The sequence below is a fragment of the Leuconostoc inhae genome (assembly GCF_019656015.1).
GTDB classification, from domain to species: domain Bacteria; phylum Bacillota; class Bacilli; order Lactobacillales; family Lactobacillaceae; genus Leuconostoc; species Leuconostoc inhae_A.
Genome location: NZ_BPKW01000001.1, coordinates 188,726 through 208,361 on the forward strand (window position 1 = coordinate 188,726; position 19,636 = coordinate 208,361).

A 19,636-nucleotide genomic window follows, 5' to 3' on the forward strand; every position below is an offset into this window, starting at 1 on the left:
GTACCAATAAAAAAAACTATCATTGCGGTTAATCAGGTATAATGGAGATATTATGGTAAATAAATTTAATACAAAAAATTATGATTATTTAATTGTAGGTGCAGGACCTTTTGGCATGATTTTTGCTTATGAAGCTGCCAAACGCGGTAAAAAATCATTAATAGTTGAAAAGCGGCCCTATATTGCTGGTAATACACATACACATATTGAGCATGGTATTACAGTGCATGATTTTGGTGCGCACATTTTTCACACGGATAATAAAGAAGTGTGGGATTATATTCGTCAATTTGCGGAATTTAACGGCTATCAAAACCAAGTTGTCGCTAATTATCAGGGAACTTTGTACAATTTGCCATTTAATATGAATACGTTTTATCAAATGTGGGGTACTAAAACACCGGATGAAGCACAGGCCAAAATCGCTGAACAACGTGAATTAGCGTTGAAAGATTTAGGTGACCGTCAGCCACGCAACTTGGAAGAACAAGCTATTTCTTTGATTGGTACGGATATTTATGAAAAGTTAATCAAGGGCTATACTGAAAAGCAATGGGGACGTCCAGCCACTGAACTACCAGCTTTCATTATAAAACGATTGCCAGTTCGCTTTATTTATGATAATAATTATTTTAATCACCGTTATCAAGGGATCCCAGTTGGTGGCTATACGCAAATATTTGAGCGGATGTTATCACAATCGCAAGGCTTAGTTGATGTGTTAACTGATACAGATTTTTTTGATCATAAGGAAACATTATTGTCAGAATTTCCGCGTGTTTTGTATACAGGGATGATTGATCAATTCTTTGATTATAAATTTGGTGAGTTAGAGTATCGATCATTACGCTTTGAACATGAAGTGATTGATTCGGATAATTATCAAGGAAATGCAGTGATTAATTATACAGATGCCAAAACACCTTACACGCGCGTTATGGAATGGCGTCATCTTGACGGTTTGGCCGATGCCGGTAAGACAATCATTACTAAGGAATACCCACAAGAATGGGATCGATCAAAAGAAGCCTATTACCCAGTTAATAATGATAAAAACACACAAATTTATAAGCAGTATGCACAAGAAGCACGACAAAAGCATCCAGAAATTATTTTTGGCGGTCGATTAGGAAAATATCGTTATTTTGATATGGATCAAGTATTTAATGACGCCTTCCATACTGTACGAGAAGAGTTTAATGTTGCTGCAGATTTTAATTTTGCACATGATGACACGAAGTAAGATGCCCAATGGGGCGTACATAAAAAAGTAGGACCTAATATGACAGAAAAACTTGATAATGACGCAATTCAAAAATCAGAAATATTATCACTTGTGGTTCCCGTTCATAATGAAGAAGAGACAATTCAAACTTTTTATGAGACGTTATCAGCTTTGAAAGATAAATTAACAGCTACCATACACTATCATTTTGTTGATGATGGATCGACAGATAACACACTGAGCATCTTACGTGAATTAGCTAATCATGATGGTAATGTCCATTATATTAGTTTTTCTCGTAACTTTGGTAAGGAAGCTGGACTTTATGCTGGTCTTCAGCAAACGACTGGGCAATATGTTGCTGTGATGGATGTTGATCTACAAGATCCTCCAGAATTATTACCCGAAATGTTGCATGATGTGCAAAGTGGTGAGTATGATGCGGTAGGCACAAGACGAGCTGATCGCGCAGGCGAAGCCAAATTACGATCGTGGTTTTCCGCACAATTTTATGTGTGGATGAATAAAATCAGTGAAACACAGCTTGTTGATGGTGCACGTGATTATCGTGTGATGACACGACAAATGGTCAATGCAATTTTATCAATGAGTGAAAATCAACGGTTTAGTAAAGGCATATTTAGTTGGGTTGGCTTTAAAACAAAATATATCCCATTTGAAAATAGAGAGCGTGTTGCTGGTAGCACGTCGTGGTCATTTTGGTCATTATCAAAATATGCTATTGAGGGCATTGTTTCATTTTCAACTTTTCCACTAACAATTATAACTGGTCTTGGTTTTATCTCTTTTATTATTTCATTATTGAGTACGGTGTTTATCGTGATACGTGCTTTATTTTATAATAACAGTGTAGCTGGCTGGCCATCAATGGTCACAATTATTTTATTTATTGGTGGTATACAATTGTTGAGTTTGGGTGTTATTGGTCGTTATGTAGCTGCAATCTTTTTAGAATCAAAACATCGGCCAATTTATATTACACGAGAAGAAAAATAAATTTAAAGGATTAGCGACTATGAAACGAGTAATTACATACGGTACTTTTGATATGTTACATTACGGACACATCAATTTATTAAAGCGTGCAAAAGAAATGGGGGACTATTTAATTGTCGCGCTTTCAACTGATGAGTTTAATTGGCATTCAAAACAAAAGAAAACTTATTTTTCATATGAAAAACGTAAACAATTGTTGGAAGCCATTCGCTATGTTGATTTAGTTATTCCAGAAACAGCGTGGGATCAAAAAGTATCGGATGTTCAATTATATCAAGTAGATACATTTGTGATGGGGGATGATTGGGCTGGTCAATTCGATTTTTTGCAAGATGAAACTGATGCTAAGATTGTTTATTTAGCGCGCACGCCTGAAATATCAACAACTCAAATTAAAAAAGATTTGAACACAAAAGATTTAGCGACTGAGCATGAATCTAAAACAAATTAATTTTTTGTTTAAAAGGGCGAAAAGCCTTTTTTATTCGCATAAATAACCGGTTAAGTTCATAATAAACTGGTTGCTAAACAAATAAGGAGTTACGATGAGAGAATTATCTGTATCGGCAGTTCTTGTCACGTATAATCGGTTGGCACTACTAAAAAAATCGATTCAAAAAATTTTAAGTCAAAACACTGATAAATTGAAACATCTAATTATTATTGACGGTGCAAGTACTGATGGCACACGTGAATATTTGGATAGCATGTCAGATGAGCGCCTGATCATTGTGCATTTACCAAAAAATATAGGCGGTGCAGGTGGCTTTAATTCAGGCATTCGTCATTTTTTTGAACAAACAAGTGACGATTTTGTATGGTTAATGGATGATGATTCAATGCCAACAGCCGATGCATTAACAAAATTATTAGATATGTTTGATAATAATAAGTTGGCTGGTTGGGGAGCAAGTAAAGTCGAGTGGACAGATGGCAATTGGGCTAAAATGAATATGCCAGGTTTACTAAATGGTAATAAGCGTGCAATATATCATGGCGATGAAAAGTGGCTACCTATCAAGCATGCAACTTTTGTATCCACTATTTTTAAACGTGAGCTCATTAAAAAAATTGGCTTACCTCAAAAAGAATACTTTATTTGGGGTGATGATATTGAGTATACCGAACGTGCAACGCGTGAGATGTCTGGTTATTTTGTCCGCCAATCAATCGTCATACATGCCAGTCAATTTAATTCAGAACCTGGCGATATTGTTGGTGAAGTGGTAGTTAGTCGTCTACCACGATACTTATTTGAATATCGTAATCGCCTATTAACTTCTCGACGTCGGCATTCTAGTTTCAAAGTCATTAAAACACTAGGACACAGTGTACTTGATCTTTTAAAAACTTTATTTTTACCTGGTGTGCAGTATCGTGGCCAAAAAATAAGGCTAATTGTAAAAGGTACAAGCAATGGGTTTAAATTTAATCCTGAAATTGAAAAATTATGATGCCTTGAAAAATAACAGAATAGTATCTGTTTTTGCTATTAAAAGGTCTTGATGTGAGATAGAAAGCTATTTAATTTTTATACTACCTGACATAGTAGAAACTTTTTTGTTATAATAAGAATATGAAAACAGGAATAGTAAAAATTTGGCAAAAAGAACGTGGCTATGGCTACATTACACCCGATGATGGTGGCGAAGATGTATTTGTGCATTTTAATGGCATTGATATGGTAGGTTTTAAATCACTTATTCAAGGGGAAAAGGTGAATTATGTCCTCGTTCAAGGGTTTAAGAATTATCAGGCAGCGCAAGTTAGTCCAATTACGACGCAGGCGGTTGATGCATAATGGCAGAGCGTGAACATCTTATTAGTTCAAAAACGGTTTATAAAGGACCAATCTTTAGCATTGAAACGCAATCAGTTAAGTTATACAATGACCGGCAAGCTGAGCGTGATATTGTCAGACATGTCCCAGCAATCGCAGTATTACCATTTGTCGACGCAGATCATATGATATTAGAAAAACAGTATCGCGCGGCTATTGGTGATTTTATTTTAGAAATACCTGCTGGTAAACTTGATGAGCGTGATTTTGATCAACCAGAACACGCAGTAGCACGTGAACTCAACGAGGAACTACGTATGACTGCTGGTGTGATTAAGCGCATAGTAGGATTTTTTGAAACAGTTGGTTTTTCTGATGCCTACATGCATGTTTATATTGCTCAAAATCTCCAAGTAGTTAGTGAAGAACATCAGTTACCAAGGGATTTAGGCGAGTCGCTAGATCTGGTGACAGTATCATTTGATGAGATGAAAGTATTATTTGAAACTGGTCAGCTGAATGATCAAAAAACAATATTAGCATTTTTGTACTGGTCTTATTTAAGAGGTTAAAATGTCTGAAGAACTATCGCGAAGGGCAGCCAAAAAAGCTCAAAAAAAACGTGAAAAAGAACGTAGCCAAGTTGAAAAAAATTATGCTAGAGAGCACCCTACAAAAATAACTGTTGTGGCGCCAGAAACTCGTGAGGAAATGCGCCTGACACGTAAAGGACGTTATGAACTCGGATCTGATGGTAAACTCACAGCATTAGGGAAGTCAAAACGTCTAACGCATCGCTATAACCTCACAATTTTTGCATTATTTATTTTAATTGTGGCGACATATGCATTCTTTTTTCTTGTGAATTAATGTGTTATAAATCAATAAAGCAACACTGAATTAGCGATAACACTTAGAAATGAAAGGGAAATTACTAACAAGTTTATATTGTACGACCTTAAGTGTTGATGCTAATAAATTGTTGGTCACTTAATTATGAAAATTGGAATTATTACGCCAATGGCGGAAGAAAAAATTGCTTTAATTGCCGCATTAGAAAATACAGTCACAAGGCGTCATGGTGGCACAGAAATTACGACTGGACAATATCATGGACATGAGGTTGTACTAACTGAATCAGGTATTGGAAAAGTTGCTGCAGCATCAGCTACTACTGTTTTGATTGACAATTTCCAACCCGATCTAGTTGTTAATACAGGCTCAGCGGGTGCGCTAGATCCAGATTTAAAAATAGGCGATGAGGTTATCGGAACAAGTATTGCATACTCAGACGTTGATGTTACTGTGTTTGGTTATGATTTTGGTCAACTACCCAATCGACCTTTGTATTATGAGGCCGATAAACAAGTTGTTAAAGAGTTTTCAGAATTAACGACAGTTAAATCAGGGCTTATTGTATCAGGTGATCAATTTGTGCAGGATGAAGCTAAGCAACGTATTTTGACACATTTTCCTGAAGCAGTATTGGCTGAAATGGAAGCTGCAGCTGTAGCACAAGTGGCTTATCAATTCAATACGCCATTTATTGTCTTACGAGGCGTATCAGATTTGGCGAATGGGGATTCTGGTATTGTATTTGATGAGTATGTTGTAGAAGCAGGAAAAGCTTCGGCTAGACTACTTTTATCATATTTGGACAGTAAAGCATAATCCGGCCGCGATAGCGGCTTTTTGTATTTTTAAAATGGATATGATACCATAAAATTACGAAATAAGTTAAGGACTAAAAAATGATAACAAGTTATAATTTAAAAGCATGTGGTGATATTTTAGTGATTATTTTAGCGCCTAATGCTGAGAACCAACAAGTCACAACAAACGGTCAAGTCACACGTATTCAAAATAGTGATACGAAGGAAACAACAGGATTTAATATTGCTGGTCTTGGCGAACAACTAAATATGACATTGCAAAATGGTCAAGTTTATCTCGACAAAGATCAAATTAAAATTGTAAATAATGTCATTCAAGAAGCAGGGTTTAGCGATATTTTGATGGTATCATCATCAAAACTGGTCATTGGTCGTGTTAAAAGTATGACGGCTCATCCTGATTCAGATCATTTATCTGTCACGTCAACAGCAGTAAGTGATGATAAGGTGTTGCAGATTGTTTCTGGCTCGCCAAATATGCAGGAAGGAATCAAGGTTGTCGTCGCACAACCAGGGACAATGATGCCGTCTGGTGCCTTAATTTGGGACGGTGCACTTCGAGGTGTACCTTCAAGTGGTATGATTGTTTCAGGTCGTGAGTTACGATTGGACGGTGCGCCTGATAAGCCAGGTGCCTTAATTTTACCAGAAAGTTTTGGTGAAATTGGTGAACCATTTGATTTTGATAAAGCGAAATCATTATATAAAGATGGCTTAGTGGATACTGAGTATTAATATGTTAATACAAGATAAATTACAAAATGCACCGCGTATTTATCGCACGTTAAATGATGAAAATGCGCAGTATAAAAAATTAATATTTGAATTACGTAAAGGCGAACTGCAGTACTTTACATTTGTACTAAATAGGGGGAAATAATGCCTAAAACATATTATTTTATTGGTATTAAGGGAACTGGCATGGGACCTTTGGCTCAAATTTTGCATGATCAAGGAAATCTTGTGATTGGTTCTGATATTGATGCCTATACTTATACACAAGCACCATTAGAAGCTGCGGGAATCAAAATTTTGCCATTTCAAGCAGAAAATGTTGATAAATACCGTGATGCTATTTTTGTACGAGGCAATGCGTTTTCTGATGAGCAAGTTGAAGTTGCCAGGGCCTTATCTTTAGGGGTTAATATGATAACCTACCCCGATGCCGTTCAAGAACAAATCATGCAAACAACTTCAATTGCCGTTGCTGGTGCGCATGGTAAAACGTCAACGACTGGTTTATTAGCGCATGTTTTAAAAAATATTGCGCCAACCTCTTATTTAATTGGGGATGGGACAGGTCGTGGCGTTCCTAACTCACAGTTTTTTGTCGTAGAGGCTGATGAATATCGACGTCATTTTAAGGACTATGCACCAGATTATGCTATTTTAACAAATATTGACTTTGATCACCCTGATTACTACAAAGATATTGAAGATGTCACAATTGCTTTTTCCGATTTTGCTAATCATGTCAAAAAAGCTATTTTTGCTTGGGGAGACGATGCGCATTTACGTGCACTTAACCCTAAAGCGACGGTTTATTACTATGGGACAAATCCTGAAAAGGATGACTTTGTGGCTGAAAATATTCATAAATCAACACAAGGATCACATTTTAATGTGACATTTCATGGTGAAGCATTAGGTGAATTTTCGGTACCGTTGTTTGGGCAACATAGTATTTTAAATGCCTTAGCAGTAATTGCAGTTGCTTACATGGAAAAAGTCGACTTAAGTCTGATTCGTGATTATTTAATGACTTATCAAGGAGTTAAGCGTCGATTTAGTGAAAAGCAAATTGCTGATATTACAGTCATTGACGATTATGCGCATCACCCAACAGAAATTGATGCAACACTTGATGCAGCACGTCAAAAGTATCCGAACAAACAAATTATTGCAATTTTTCAACCGCATACCTATTCACGAGTTATCGCATATAAAGATGAATTTGCTAAAAGCTTAGAAGCAGCAGATAAAGTGTATTTAGCAAATATATTTGGATCAGCTCGTGAGGCAGTAGGAGCTGTTACTTCAGCTGAAATTGGTGCAGAAATCAGTAAATTCGGTGGTATTATCGAAGAAGACAACATGAGTCTTTTAATGCCCTATGAAAATGCTGTGATGGTATTTATGGGTGCAGGTGATATTGAAAAATATGAGTTTGCCTATGAAAAATTACTCGGGCAATTACGAACGGATTTGCAATAACAAGGTATCCGTTAGGCCAACAATACAGGATTTAAATTAAACGCTTTAATATAAATTTAATCTATTCTCTGTTATAATAGGTGTTAGTTAGAATTAGTACAGTTTTTTAATTGAAGAATTTAATGTGAGGAGACTCAAATGGATAATATTAATACACGTCGTGATGTAACAGGTATGGATGAGGGTATGCGTGCGTTCTTCAAACAAACGTATAGCTTTATGGCAATTGCTGTTATGGTTACTGCAATTACAGGATTTGTTGTACAAAAATTTTTCTTAGCTCAAGTGTCTGCTTTGATTGCAGGAAATATCGTTGGCACATTAGCACTTTTTGGTATTCAAATCTTAATTATGACAATGATTGGGCGTGCAACATTTAAAAATCCAGCACGTGCATTTGGCTTATTGATGGCATTTGCTGTTGTTGAAGGCTTGACGTTAGGATTATTACTGGCAATTTATACAGGTGCTTCAGTGACTATGGCGTTTGTGTCAGCGGCTGCAGTATTTGGTGGTATGGCTACTTATGGTATCTTAACAAAACGCGATTTAACTGGCATGGGTTCAATTCTGTTTGGTTTATTGATTGGTCTAGTTGTCGCATCGGTTGTTAATATTATATTTTATAACGGTATTGTGTCGTTGTTAATCTCGGTAGTTAGTGTCGTTGTTTTCTCGTTGTATACCGCTTATGATAATCAAAATTTAAAGCTCATGTATAATCAGTTTGCTGGTCAAGCTGATACAACTGGTTTAGCAGTCAATGGTGCTTTACGTTTGTATCTTGATTTTGTAAACTTATTCTTTGCTCTCATTCGAATTTTCGGTGTTGTTGGTGGATCAAGAGACTAGTAAACGCCCCTAGCGGAATTAACATGGATATTAAATTTAACAGCCTTAGGGGCTGTTTTTTTGTTACACTAGAAGATAGATAAAGGAATATAAAATGACAAAAAAACTACTTTTAATTGATGGTAATTCACTTGCTTTTCGTGCTTTTTATGCGATGTACAATCAACTTGATAGAATGATTTCACATAAGGGACTGCATACCAACGCATTAGTAGCATTCAATAATTTTTTAGATCAAATTGTTGACCCAATGCAACCAGATTTAGCTGTTGTAGCATGGGACGCGGCATCTGGAAAAGAAACTTTTCGTGGTGAATTATTTCCAGAATACAAAGATGGTCGATCAAAAACACCATCAGAATTTAAAGAACAATTTCCTTATTTACGTGAAATGGTTGCGCTACATGGCTTGAGGAATTATGAGCAAGCAGGTCTAGAGGCAGATGATATTATTGGCACTTATTCACGGTTGGGAGAAGAAGCTGGATACACAGTAACTATTGTGACTGGGGACCAAGATTTAACCCAATTAGCCACAGATAAAATTACAGTTAATGTGACTAAAAAAGGGGTAACAGAAATTGAGCGTTACACCCCGGATTACATCATGGAAAAATTCAACTTGGCGCCATTACAAATTATTGAAAAGAAAGCGCTTACAGGTGATACATCAGATAATTATCCAGGAGTCACAAAAGTTGGTGAAAAAACAGCTTTAAAGTTATTAGCTGAGTATCATGATATTGACAATCTATACGAGCATGTTGATGAGATGAAACAATCTAAATTAAAAGATAACTTAATTAATGATCGTGAATTAGCCTTTTGCGCTAGAAAATTAGCAACAATTTTGACAGATGCTACTTTAGCGTTACCACTCGAAGAAATTGAATACCGTGGAATTGATTATGATAATTTGGTGCCATTCTATGAAAATTTAGATTTTAAAAAGCAGCTTGCTAAAATTAAGGCCCTGCAAAAATCGGGTCAAATTTCAGGTAGCCAAACAGCTGTTGAAAAGAGCATCAACGTGATCATGTTGCAAGATGATAATTTACAAGCGGCTGCCATGTTAGGGAATAAAATTGCACTTCATATCGAAATGGTGGGACAAAACTACCACATTGATGAGATGATTGGTTTTGTCATTGGTAGCGCAGCAACAGGATACTATGGTAGCCGTGATGTGACGCTATTGCAAAGGCCAGAATTAAAGTCAGTGATTGAAAATGCAGGCATCATCAAAAACGTGTTTAACGTTAAAGCACAGATGATATTGCTTAAAAGATTAGGGATCAAACTGAAAGGGGCTAAATTTGATTTCTTATTAGCATCATATCTACTTGATACAACTGATAATGATAATGAATTAGCAACTCTGGCGCAACGTTTTGATTTTTATATGCCATCAGACGAGGATATTTATGGTAAAGGCGCTAAATTTGCAATACCGGAAGATGATGCTCGTGTTCTAGCACATTTGGCAAATAAAGCAGATATTTTAATGCAAGTGGAACAATCAGTAGTTGAAGCACTGCGTGAGCATGAGCAGACACATTTATATACGGAAATAGAGTTACCGTTAGCTCAAGTATTGGCAGAGATGGAGTATCAAGGCATCAAAATTGATCAGAAAAGATTGCGTGATATTGGTAGTGATCTTGAGGGCCGAATTCATGCGATTGAAGATGCAATTTATCTCGAAGCGGGTGAAAAATTTAACATTAATTCTCCAAAACAACTGGGGGTACTTCTGTTCGAAAAAATGGGCTTGCCAGTAGTTAAACGAACGAAAACAGGCTATTCAACAGCTGTTGACGTACTAGAAAAATTGGCAGAACAAGCACCAATTGTTGACCATATTTTGCAGTATCGCCAACTGGCAAAATTAAATTCTACTTACGTTGAAGGCTTACTGGCTGTTGTACACGATCAAGACAGTAAAATTCATACGCGATTTTTACAAACGTTAACGCAAACAGGACGCTTGTCATCGGTAGATCCCAATCTGCAAAATATTCCCATGCGCACGGAAGAGGGTAGGCAAATTAGAACAGCATTTGTACCGAGTGACCCAAGTTGGCAAATTGTTGGTGCTGATTATTCACAAATTGAGTTACGTGTGCTTGCCCATATGACAGGAGACACTAACATGCAGCAGGCGTTTTTGAATGGCGAAGATATTCATGCTGAAACAGCACGCGCTGTTTTTGGTTTGAAAGATGATGAGCCAGTTGATGCACTGATGCGTCGGACAGCAAAAGCTGTTAATTTTGGCATTGTTTATGGGATTTCTGATTTTGGATTAGCCAATAACCTAGGTATTTCACGTGCAGAAGCTAAACGTTTTATTGACACCTATTTTAAAGAATTTCCCCAAATTCATGCTTGGATGGCAAGCATTAAAGAGATAGCTCATGAACAAGGATTTGTTGAAACCATTGCCAAGCGTCGTCGTTATTTACCAGAAATTAGTTCAAAAAACTTTAATTTACGTAGTTTTGCTGAGCGAACAGCGATGAATTCACCGATTCAAGGTTCAGCGGCCGATATTATTAAAATAGCAATGATTAAAGTAGCTGATGCGTTACGAGACCATAACATGCAAGCACGTATGCTATTACAAGTTCATGATGAACTTATCTTTGAGGCACCAAGAGACGAAATTCAAGAGTTAACAGAATTGGTCACAAATGTCATGGACTCCGCTGTTGTACTAGATGTACCAATGCGTGTGGAAAGTCATTATGGTAATACTTGGTATGATGCAAAATAAAGTTTGTAAAAGTATCATGTCATATAACCTAACATATATTCGCATAACTGATAAATATCAATTAGAATAAAAGTATGCTAATGGAGGTTGTCAAATGAGCGAACGTGAACTGAGAAGAAATTTAGCGATTTTACCCATTGGCACAATCCGTGAACTCACACTATTAACTGATCGTCAGATTCGTTATTATGAGCAAAACGAATTGGTTAGTCCAACGCGTGGTAAAGGTGGTCAAAGGCGGTTTTCATTAAATGATGTTGATCGTTTACTTGAAATTAAGGATTTTTTAGACGCCGGAGATTCAATAAAAGACATTCAGGAAATATTTGCAAAACAACGCCGAAAAGCAGTTGGAAAACAGGATTCAGAGTCAGCGTTACGGCGATCTTTGCAAAAAGAATTTGCTCAAATTGGGCGATTCAATCATTAATTATGCAGAAACTGCCTCACAAGTTTTATTAGTAGAAAGGGAACTCATGGCACGAAAGTCATTTACAAAAGAAGAAATCAACCAAATTGTTATCGATGAAAACGTCGAATTTATTCGCGTAACATTTACAGACGTTCTTGGCGCAATTAAAAATGTGGAAGTACCGACTTCACAATTAGAAAAATTGTTAAACAACAATTTAATGTTTGATGGGTCATCAATTGAAGGTTTTGTGCGGATTAATGAATCAGATATGTATCTATATCCTGATTTGTCAACCTTTATGATTTTTCCTTGGGCAACTGATAGTCATGGTGGCAAAGTGGCACGTTTAATTGCTGACATCTACACATCAGACCGTGAACCATTTGCGGGTGATCCACGTCAGGCATTACGTAAAGTGTTAATTGAAGCAAAAGCAGCTGGTTTTACATCTTTTAATGTTGGGACTGAACCTGAATTTTTCTTATTCAAATTAGATGCAAATGGTAAGCCAACAACTGAACTAAATGATAAAGGTGGCTATTTCGATCTTGCACCGCATGACATGGGTGAGAATGTACGTCGAGAAATCGTTTTGACTTTGGAAAAAATGGGCTTTGAAATTGAAGCAGCACATCATGAAGTTGCTGAAGGACAACATGAAGTTGACTTTAAATACGCGTCTGCCTTGGAAGCTGCTGATAACATTCAGACATTTAAATTAGTTGTTAAAACAATTGCTCGTAAAAATGGTTATTATGCAACCTTTATGCCTAAACCTGTCTCTGGTATTAATGGATCAGGTATGCATACCAATATGTCATTGTTCCGTGGTTCTGAAAATGCTTTTGAAGATACTTCTGATGAAATGGGCTTGTCAAAAACAGCTTACAATTTCTTAGGTGGTGTGCTCGCACATGCAACAGCATTTACGGCTTTAGCGAATCCAACAGTTAACTCATATAAGCGATTGACGCCTGGATTTGAAGCACCAGTATATGTTGCTTGGTCAGCTTCGAATCGTTCACCAATGGTTCGTGTCCCAGCTTCTCGGGGTAAATCAACGCGTTTAGAGTTGCGATCAGTAGATTCAACAGCTAACCCTTATACGACATTAGCAGCTGTTTTGGCGGCAGGCCTAGATGGGATTAAAAATGAATTAGAGCCTTTAGCTTCAGTTGACAAGAACATTTATTTGATGGATGAAACTGAACGTACAAAGGCTGGTATTACTGATTTGCCGGACACTTTACTGGCAGCAATTCGTGAATTAACGAAAGATAGTGTCATCACAGCTGCAATTGGTAGTCATATTGCAGATAAATTTATTGAGGCCAAAAAAATCGAGTATACGTCATATCGTCAATTTGTATCACAATGGGAAACTGACGCTTACTTTGAAAATTATTAATTGATTGAACAAGCTCATAAAAATAAGAGACATCATTTAAAAGCCACGACATTTTGTAGCTTTTTTGTTATGATGAAAGGAGCATTTTATTAGTTTTAGGAGCGTGTCATCGACATGAAAAAAATCACAATTAACTGGCGTAAGGTATTGCTGATAGCAGTTGTTTTTTTTGCTAGTGCTGCTATTCAGGTATTAGCGTTAAATGCATTTTTAATTCCAAATAAAGTTTTCTCGAGTGGCTTTAATGGTATTGCACAATTGTTATCTATATTTTTTGTACAATTATTTCACATTAATATGCAAACTGGAACCTTCATCATGATTTTCAACATTCCAATTGGTATTATCGGTTGGAAATTAATTGGTGGCAAATTTACTATTTTGAGTTTCTTAAACTCTATTTTTGTATCTATTGTGCAAATTGTAGCGCCAACTCAAGCTTTAACGACAGATCCGCTATTGGCATCATTATTTGGTGGCTTATTACTTGGCGTGTCAATCGGATTGGCTATGAGGTATGGATTTTCGACAGGCGGTATGGATATTATAGCCCTGGTCGTTCAAAAGCGTACGGGAAAGTCAATCGGCGTACTAATGAACGGTATTAATTTTGTCGTTGTTATTGTCGCGGGTGCTTTTATTGGTTGGCAAAATGCCTTGTTTACGTTAATTGGCATTTATGCGACTGGCCGTGCTGTTGATGCGCTTTATACTGGTTATCAAAAATTAACTGCATTGATTGTTACTTCAAATGGCGATGAAGTGGTTGAAGCATTGCATCGAGATTTGATACGTGGTATTACCATATTGCCATCGAAAGGTGCGTATACAAAGCGTGATTCGATGACACTAATGATGGTCTTGTCGCGCTATGAATTAGTGGAAATGCAAGAAATTGTGCATCGCACTGATCCAAAAGCGTTTATTAACCTATTGAGTACGGTAAGTGTTTCAGGAGAGTTTTTTGATGCTGATCGTCAATTACAAATGAGACGTGCAGTTACAGTGCCCAAGCTTGAAACAGTGACAGCACAACTTGAAGCTGAGCAACAATTAGAATCACAACTTGATAAACTAGAAGTAGATGACAATAAATAGTCATTAGAAAAGAGAAAAAATCAATGCCAATTGTACAAGTAGAATTATTAGAAGGTCGTACGCATGAACAACTTTCTAAAATGGTAAAAGATATTACGGATGTTATTGTAGCAGATGCTGGTGCATCTCGTGATGCAGTACATGTTATCTTACGAGAAATGCCAAAAGATCGTTATGCAGTTGGTGGCATTTTAAAGAGTGATCAATCAAAATAACAGATAACGAATTATCTATTTTAAAATGGCTATTCAGTATATTTTAAAAAACGATATATTCATAAAAGGCGCCAATAAAGTTAGACAAAAACTAACTTTATTGGCGTCTTTTACTAGCACACATTGTTTTAGAAATGGACAGTTATTTTGTTGAATCGCGAATGACGAGTTGACCGTCAATAACAACACGTTGTATTTGTATTGTGTTGTTATCACGCACTTTTCGAAATAGGCGATATAATTCTTTACCTGCCTCAAAAAAACTGAACTCAAAACTGGTGAGGTTTGGAGAAACTGTTTCGCTAAAATAGGATTGTCCGAAGCCGATATAACGTGGTGTTTGGTGTAAAGCAAAAGCTGATTGCATGGCACCAACGACAATACGATCAGTTGCACCTATAATGAGATCAAAATTTTCCGCTACCATGGCTTGATAAGCTGACTGCTTAGCAATGTTAAGCTGAAAATCTGTGATGATCTCTTTATGTGGAATACCATTGAGAGCAGATTTTATACCACTGAAGCGGTCGTGACCGACAGCATAATCTAGTGACATATCAACATTTAAAAGCAAAACATTTTTTGGCGCTAATTTTTTGAGATAAGCACCAACAGTTTTACCAGCATGAATGTCATTCATAATCACGCGATTAAAGTCGGCCTCATCTTGCCCTTGAATAACCGTAGGTAATTTTGATGCTTTTATCACGGAACGTATTTCGTCAGTTAAGTTAGCCGTGAGTATAATAAGGCCGCTAACATTTTGTGATTGTAACTTTTCAATAGCAGCCAATTCGCGAGCAGAATCTTGATAAATATTGATAATTAAAAAGGTATCATCTATATTTAATTCGTCCAAGCCTCTGAGCATGTCAGACTGTGCAATTGAATCTAAGCGGGGGACAATGACGCCAATTGTGTGGTTGGTCTGCTGCTTTAAACTTTGTGCAAATGTATTTGGTGTGTAGTTATACTTTTTTACAATGCCATCAAGCTTTTCACGAGTATGCACACTAACAGAGCCACCATTTAGATAGCGAGAAACTGTGCTTTTTGCGACGTTTGCAATCGTGGCAATATCGTTTATTGTAACTTTTTTATTCATACCTTTAATAATAGCAGAAAAAGCAAGATTAAGTTGGAATATCAATTTAATAAATAAAGTACTTGCAAATATAATTGTAAGCGGTTACAATTATAGTGTAATAAAGAACCGGTTCCGTAAGTTGACTAATTTTGAAACGGAACATACTCATTTTTTATAGAGAGCAGGGAAAGACTATGAAGTATAATGAAGTTGCGAATCGCGTTACGAAAGCGATTGGGAAAGATAACATTGTTGCTGCAGCTCACTGTGCCACGCGATTACGTCTGGTCGTTAAGGACGTTAAAAAAATTGATCAACCAGCTTTAGATGATGATCCAGATCTGAAGGGAACATTTAATGCCGGTGGACAATATCAAATAATCGTTGGACCTGGGGATGTTGACGGTGTTTACGATGAATTCGTCAAATTAACTGGTGCCAAACAGGCAACAACGGATGACTTAAAAGAAATTGCTGCAAAATCTGGTAAGAAAAATCCATTAATGGATTTAATTAAAGTTTTGTCAGACATTTTTGTCCCATTGATTCCAGCCTTGGTTGCTGGTGGCTTGTTAATGGCGTTAAACAACATTTTAACGCAACCCTTTGGCGCTAAATCGTTAGTTGAAATGTATCCAAATATTCAGGGATTAGCAGAAATGGTTAATCTCATGGCATCAGCACCATTTGCATTCTTACCAATTTTAATTGGTATCACAGCAACACGCCGATTTGGTGGGAATGAAATTCTTGGTGCCGCAGCTGGTATGATGCTTGTTATGCCAAGCCTGATTAACGGATATGGTGTGGCAGAGGCAGTTGCTACTGGTAAGATGCCATCTTGGGATTTGTTTGGTTTGTCAGTTGCACAGGCGGGCTATCAAGGACAAGTATTACCAATCATTGGTGTTGCGTTTATCTTGGCAACGCTTGAAAAGTTTTTCCATAAGCACTTAAAAGGGGCAATTGACTTTACCTTTACGCCCATGCTATCACTTTTGATTACAGGATTTGTCACGTTTATTGTTGTTGGTCCGGTATTACGTGTTGTGTCAAACGGAATTACAGATGGCTTGGTTTGGTTGGTGACCACATTTGGTTTCGTCGGATATGGTGTATTTGGTTCATTTTATTCAGCGATTGTTATTACTGGTTTACACCAAAGTTTCCCAGCTATTGAAACACAATTGCTGGCAAATATTGCTAAAACAGGTGGTGACTTTATTTTCCCAATCGCTACAGCGGCAAACGTTGCTCAAGGTGCCGCAACATTTGCGATATACTTCTTGGCTAAGGGCAACACAAAGTTACGCGCATTATCATCGTCAGCGGGTGCCTCTGCTATGCTAGGTATTACTGAACCTGCTTTATTCGGTGTTAACTTAAAATACCGTTTTCCATTCTTTATTGCATTAGGGTCATCAGGTGTGGCTAGTTTGGTTATGGGCTTGTTTCATGTGATGTCTTCATCATTAGGACCTGCGGGTGTTATTGGATTCATTGCAATTCCAACTAACAAGTGGATTGGTTTCTTTTTAGCAGTCATTGTTAGCTTTAGTTTATCGTTTGTAGTAACATTGATTTACGGTCGTTCACATATGCCTGAAGTCAATGCTGCAACAGTAACAACTGTACATCCAAATCAGGTAGATGGTTTTGAAATTAATGCACCAGTTGCTGGTGAACTTGTTGACATGACAACTGTTAAAGATGCAGTATTTTCAAGTGGTATGATGGGTAAAGGCATTGCCATTGAACCAGAAGATGATAAAATATTTGCACCAATTGATGGTGAAATTACGGTTGCGTATGCAACAAAACATGCATACGGTTTGAAATCAAGCGATGGTGTTGAGGTGTTGATTCATATTGGTATTGATACAGTTAATTTGGACGGTAAAGGATTTACTAGTCAAGTTACACAAGGACAACAAGTTCATAAAGGTGATTTACTTGGTACTTTTGATAAACAGGTTATCGTAGATGCTGGATATCCGGTAACTACAATGGTTATTGTTACAAACACGAATGATTTTTCAGACGTTGCCTTAGATACAACTTATGGCAACACGGTACAATCTAGTGATGTCATTATGACTGCTGTACCAAAAATTAGTACGACTACTGAAGCGTAAGGGGAGATTAATGCTAGTTACAAATGATACAGTGAATTTTGAGAAATTCCATTTATATCCTACCACAGGATTATTAAATGACCCCAATGGCTTAATATTTTTTAAGGGACAATATCATGTGTTTTATCAATGGAATCCACATGCCTGTGATCATACGTATAAAGAGTGGGGACATTTCGTTTCTGACGATTTAAAAGAGTGGCAACGTGTTGAAACTGCGTTGAAACCGTCTCTTGAAAATTTGGATAGTGCAGGTATATACTCGGGCACAGCTTTTGTACATGACGAACGCTTATACGTCTTTTATACGGGAAATGTTCGCGATAGCTCGGGGCACAGTGTGAAATCATCACAAATGTGGGCAGTCAGTGATGATGGCATTCATTTTAAAAAGCTCGGTGAATTATTTCCGCATCCAAATGGATTTACGAAAGACGTTCGTGATCCTATGGTCTGGCAAGGAAAAAATGGCCATTATTTTCTAATATTGGGAGCCCAACATAGCAATAAAATTGGTGATATTATTATCTATGAATCAATTGATTTTAAAAAATGGGCTTATCGTGGATCATTAATTGAAGATCAATTATTAGATGTACGTGGATATATGTTAGAATGTCCGAGTTTTATTGAAGTTGATGGCAAACAGATTTTAATGTTTTCACCTCAAGGCCTCGCTGCAGATCCGACAAATAATCGTTATGAAAACATTCATAATACGGGCTATGTAATTGGGCAATTTGATGAAAAAAAGGCGCGATTCAAAGTTATAACAGATTTTAAAGAAGTTGATCACGGATTTGAATTCTACGCCCCCCAAACTATGGTTGCGCCAAATGGTCGGCGTATTATGTGGGGGTGGGCAGGCATGATGACACCTGAACGTGAAGCAGCTGTGCCCACCATTCATGCTCAGAAATGGGTACATGTGTTAAGTTTGCCACGCGAGCTACATGTGAATGATAAGTTACAACTGGTACAACAACCAATTACTGAAATTATTGATACAACTGTCTTGAATGCGTTTGATAATGTGGGTGTTGGTCAGTACCGTGTAGAAACAACGACTGATTGGACTATAAAACTTAGCGATTATGCCACACTGACACGACGTCATAATGACTTAATATTTGAGAGACAGCAATGGGAATCGAGTCAAGTTGAAACCAGGCAATTAACGGGTGATTTAAATAATTTACTTTTAATTGTAGATGTTGATGTGATTGAAGCTTACACTGAAGATGGTTTAAGTGTCATGACAGCAAGATGGTTTTGAACAATACTAAATAAGAAAACTAGGTAAGCGCTTGATCTTACCTAGTTTTCTTATTTTAATGCCTGTAATGCAAGATTATGGGCACCTAAATTTTCTTTTTCAGGTAACCATTGGCTTAAAAATAAGTCATATGATGATGTTAATGCGTTAATTTCATCAACATAAATTTGATAATGTTTAGCATAATTTTTATGGATGGCATCAATCATTATTTGAGAATCACTATACAGTTGTATGACGTCCATTGTCTTATAAAGTGTTTTTAGTGCCCAAATCAATGCAAGAAACTCGGCTTCTTGATTGTTTTTAGTATAGGGTAAGGCGCTTTTGAGTTGGCGTTGTTTTTTATTGGTAATAATAACTGCGCCAGCAGCGCTTTGTCCAGTTTGTATATTACGGGCTGCGTCAACAAAAATTTTGATCATCATGTCTCTCTTAATGGAATAATTTATGCATTCCTTGGTT

21 protein-coding genes are annotated in these 19,636 nt (G+C 36.9%); 19 read left to right on the forward strand and 2 right to left on the reverse strand.

Annotated elements, in window-relative coordinates:
• Positions 1-52 precede the first annotated feature (52 nt).
• The 17 genes from glf (at position 53) to thmT (ending at position 14,673) form a co-directional block, all read left to right on the forward strand.
• Positions 53-1,243: a UDP-galactopyranose mutase gene (glf, locus tag K5Q14_RS00880; RefSeq protein ID WP_220733948.1), complete on the forward strand. Its 1,191-nt coding sequence runs from the start codon at positions 53-55 to the stop codon at positions 1,241-1,243.
• A 39-nt stretch (positions 1,244-1,282) separates the two neighbouring features.
• A complete protein-coding gene (locus tag K5Q14_RS00885) occupies positions 1,283-2,242 on the forward strand; it encodes a glycosyltransferase family 2 protein (protein ID WP_220733949.1) in 960 nt (319 codons plus the stop codon).
• Positions 2,243-2,261: 19 nt separating this feature from the next.
• Positions 2,262-2,693 (forward strand): glycerol-3-phosphate cytidylyltransferase, encoded by a 432-nt coding sequence (gene tagD / locus K5Q14_RS00890; protein WP_220733950.1) that lies wholly within the window; start codon positions 2,262-2,264, stop codon positions 2,691-2,693.
• Positions 2,694-2,787: 94 nt separating this feature from the next.
• Entirely contained in the window at positions 2,788-3,696 is a 909-nt protein-coding gene (locus K5Q14_RS00895; protein WP_220733951.1) for a glycosyltransferase family 2 protein, read from the forward strand.
• 122 nt (positions 3,697-3,818) lie between these two features.
• Positions 3,819-4,043 (forward strand): cold-shock protein, encoded by a 225-nt coding sequence (locus tag K5Q14_RS00900; protein WP_220733952.1) that lies wholly within the window; start codon positions 3,819-3,821, stop codon positions 4,041-4,043.
• Positions 4,043-4,594, forward strand: coding sequence for an NUDIX hydrolase (locus tag K5Q14_RS00905; protein WP_220733953.1), 552 nt, complete (start codon positions 4,043-4,045; stop codon positions 4,592-4,594). The genes K5Q14_RS00900 and K5Q14_RS00905 overlap by 1 nt, the downstream gene beginning before the upstream one ends.
• Before the next feature lies 1 nt (position 4,595).
• A complete protein-coding gene (locus K5Q14_RS00910) occupies positions 4,596-4,892 on the forward strand; it encodes a hypothetical protein (protein WP_220733954.1) in 297 nt (98 codons plus the stop codon).
• A 126-nt stretch (positions 4,893-5,018) separates the two neighbouring features.
• Entirely contained in the window at positions 5,019-5,693 is a 675-nt protein-coding gene (locus K5Q14_RS00915) for a 5'-methylthioadenosine/adenosylhomocysteine nucleosidase (RefSeq protein ID WP_220733955.1), read from the forward strand.
• 80 nt (positions 5,694-5,773) lie between these two features.
• Positions 5,774-6,430, forward strand: a complete 657-nt coding sequence (gene ytpR / locus K5Q14_RS00920) for a YtpR family tRNA-binding protein (RefSeq protein ID WP_220733956.1) — start codon at positions 5,774-5,776, stop codon at positions 6,428-6,430.
• Position 6,431: 1 nt separating this feature from the next.
• On the forward strand, positions 6,432-6,575 hold the full coding sequence (locus K5Q14_RS00925; protein WP_220733957.1) for a UDP-N-acetylmuramate--alanine ligase: 144 nt from the start codon (positions 6,432-6,434) through the stop codon (positions 6,573-6,575).
• The gene (gene murC / locus K5Q14_RS00930; protein ID WP_220733958.1) at positions 6,575-7,909 is read left to right on the forward strand and encodes a UDP-N-acetylmuramate--L-alanine ligase; all 1,335 of its coding nucleotides are present in this window, start codon (positions 6,575-6,577) and stop codon (positions 7,907-7,909) included. Before K5Q14_RS00925 ends, murC begins: the two co-directional genes overlap by 1 nt.
• A gap of 138 nt (positions 7,910-8,047) precedes the next feature.
• A complete protein-coding gene (locus K5Q14_RS00935; RefSeq protein WP_220733959.1) occupies positions 8,048-8,761 on the forward strand; it encodes a Bax inhibitor-1/YccA family protein in 714 nt (237 codons plus the stop codon).
• Between the two features lie 94 nt (positions 8,762-8,855).
• Complete coding sequence (gene polA / locus K5Q14_RS00940) at positions 8,856-11,537, forward strand: DNA polymerase I (RefSeq protein WP_220733960.1); 2,682 nt, start codon at positions 8,856-8,858, stop codon at positions 11,535-11,537.
• Between the two features lie 94 nt (positions 11,538-11,631).
• On the forward strand, positions 11,632-11,967 hold the full coding sequence (locus K5Q14_RS00945) for a MerR family transcriptional regulator (protein WP_220733961.1): 336 nt from the start codon (positions 11,632-11,634) through the stop codon (positions 11,965-11,967).
• A gap of 46 nt (positions 11,968-12,013) precedes the next feature.
• Entirely contained in the window at positions 12,014-13,360 is a 1,347-nt protein-coding gene (gene glnA / locus K5Q14_RS00950; RefSeq protein WP_220733962.1) for a type I glutamate--ammonia ligase, read from the forward strand.
• A 114-nt stretch (positions 13,361-13,474) separates the two neighbouring features.
• Positions 13,475-14,458, forward strand: a complete 984-nt coding sequence (locus tag K5Q14_RS00955) for a YitT family protein (protein WP_220733963.1) — start codon at positions 13,475-13,477, stop codon at positions 14,456-14,458.
• Positions 14,459-14,481: 23 nt separating this feature from the next.
• Entirely contained in the window at positions 14,482-14,673 is a 192-nt protein-coding gene (thmT, locus tag K5Q14_RS00960; RefSeq protein WP_220733964.1) for a 2-hydroxymuconate tautomerase, read from the forward strand.
• Between the two features lie 142 nt (positions 14,674-14,815).
• On the opposite strand, the gene K5Q14_RS00965 is transcribed toward thmT, so the two are convergent.
• Positions 14,816-15,778, reverse strand: coding sequence for a LacI family DNA-binding transcriptional regulator (locus K5Q14_RS00965; protein ID WP_220733965.1), 963 nt, complete (start codon positions 15,776-15,778; stop codon positions 14,816-14,818).
• Positions 15,779-15,954: 176 nt separating this feature from the next.
• On the opposite strand from K5Q14_RS00965, the gene K5Q14_RS00970 reads away from it, so the two are divergent.
• Positions 15,955-17,895: a sucrose-specific PTS transporter subunit IIBC gene (locus K5Q14_RS00970; RefSeq protein ID WP_220733966.1), complete on the forward strand. Its 1,941-nt coding sequence runs from the start codon at positions 15,955-15,957 to the stop codon at positions 17,893-17,895.
• Positions 17,896-17,905: 10 nt separating this feature from the next.
• On the forward strand, positions 17,906-19,171 hold the full coding sequence (locus K5Q14_RS00975) for a glycoside hydrolase family 32 protein (protein WP_220733967.1): 1,266 nt from the start codon (positions 17,906-17,908) through the stop codon (positions 19,169-19,171).
• A gap of 50 nt (positions 19,172-19,221) precedes the next feature.
• On the opposite strand, the gene K5Q14_RS00980 is transcribed toward K5Q14_RS00975, so the two are convergent.
• Positions 19,222-19,596: a ribonuclease HI family protein gene (locus K5Q14_RS00980; protein WP_220734144.1), complete on the reverse strand. Its 375-nt coding sequence runs from the start codon at positions 19,594-19,596 to the stop codon at positions 19,222-19,224.
• Positions 19,597-19,636 lie beyond the last annotated feature (40 nt).

What these genes read in the sequence shown, in the direction of transcription:
- glf (WP_220733948.1), top strand. Translation starts at nt 53, where the DNA reads ATGGTAAATAAATTTAATACAAAAAATTATGATTATTTAATTGTAGGT.
- K5Q14_RS00885 (WP_220733949.1), top strand. Translation starts at nt 1,283, where the DNA reads ATGACAGAAAAACTTGATAATGACGCAATTCAAAAATCAGAAATATTA.
- tagD (WP_220733950.1), top strand. Translation starts at nt 2,262, where the DNA reads ATGAAACGAGTAATTACATACGGTACTTTTGATATGTTACATTACGGA.
- K5Q14_RS00895 (WP_220733951.1), top strand. Translation starts at nt 2,788, where the DNA reads ATGAGAGAATTATCTGTATCGGCAGTTCTTGTCACGTATAATCGGTTG.
- K5Q14_RS00900 (WP_220733952.1), top strand. Translation starts at nt 3,819, where the DNA reads ATGAAAACAGGAATAGTAAAAATTTGGCAAAAAGAACGTGGCTATGGC.
- K5Q14_RS00905 (WP_220733953.1), top strand. Translation starts at nt 4,043, where the DNA reads ATGGCAGAGCGTGAACATCTTATTAGTTCAAAAACGGTTTATAAAGGA.
- K5Q14_RS00910 (WP_220733954.1), top strand. Translation starts at nt 4,596, where the DNA reads ATGTCTGAAGAACTATCGCGAAGGGCAGCCAAAAAAGCTCAAAAAAAA.
- K5Q14_RS00915 (WP_220733955.1), top strand. Translation starts at nt 5,019, where the DNA reads ATGAAAATTGGAATTATTACGCCAATGGCGGAAGAAAAAATTGCTTTA.
- ytpR (WP_220733956.1), top strand. Translation starts at nt 5,774, where the DNA reads ATGATAACAAGTTATAATTTAAAAGCATGTGGTGATATTTTAGTGATT.
- K5Q14_RS00925 (WP_220733957.1), top strand. Translation starts at nt 6,432, where the DNA reads ATGTTAATACAAGATAAATTACAAAATGCACCGCGTATTTATCGCACG.
- murC (WP_220733958.1), top strand. Translation starts at nt 6,575, where the DNA reads ATGCCTAAAACATATTATTTTATTGGTATTAAGGGAACTGGCATGGGA.
- K5Q14_RS00935 (WP_220733959.1), top strand. Translation starts at nt 8,048, where the DNA reads ATGGATAATATTAATACACGTCGTGATGTAACAGGTATGGATGAGGGT.
- polA (WP_220733960.1), top strand. Translation starts at nt 8,856, where the DNA reads ATGACAAAAAAACTACTTTTAATTGATGGTAATTCACTTGCTTTTCGT.
- K5Q14_RS00945 (WP_220733961.1), top strand. Translation starts at nt 11,632, where the DNA reads ATGAGCGAACGTGAACTGAGAAGAAATTTAGCGATTTTACCCATTGGC.
- glnA (WP_220733962.1), top strand. Translation starts at nt 12,014, where the DNA reads ATGGCACGAAAGTCATTTACAAAAGAAGAAATCAACCAAATTGTTATC.
- K5Q14_RS00955 (WP_220733963.1), top strand. Translation starts at nt 13,475, where the DNA reads ATGAAAAAAATCACAATTAACTGGCGTAAGGTATTGCTGATAGCAGTT.
- thmT (WP_220733964.1), top strand. Translation starts at nt 14,482, where the DNA reads ATGCCAATTGTACAAGTAGAATTATTAGAAGGTCGTACGCATGAACAA.
- K5Q14_RS00965 (WP_220733965.1), bottom strand. Translation starts at nt 15,778, where the DNA reads ATGAATAAAAAAGTTACAATAAACGATATTGCCACGATTGCAAACGTC.
- K5Q14_RS00970 (WP_220733966.1), top strand. Translation starts at nt 15,955, where the DNA reads ATGAAGTATAATGAAGTTGCGAATCGCGTTACGAAAGCGATTGGGAAA.
- K5Q14_RS00975 (WP_220733967.1), top strand. Translation starts at nt 17,906, where the DNA reads ATGCTAGTTACAAATGATACAGTGAATTTTGAGAAATTCCATTTATAT.
- K5Q14_RS00980 (WP_220734144.1), bottom strand. Translation starts at nt 19,596, where the DNA reads ATGATCAAAATTTTTGTTGACGCAGCCCGTAATATACAAACTGGACAA.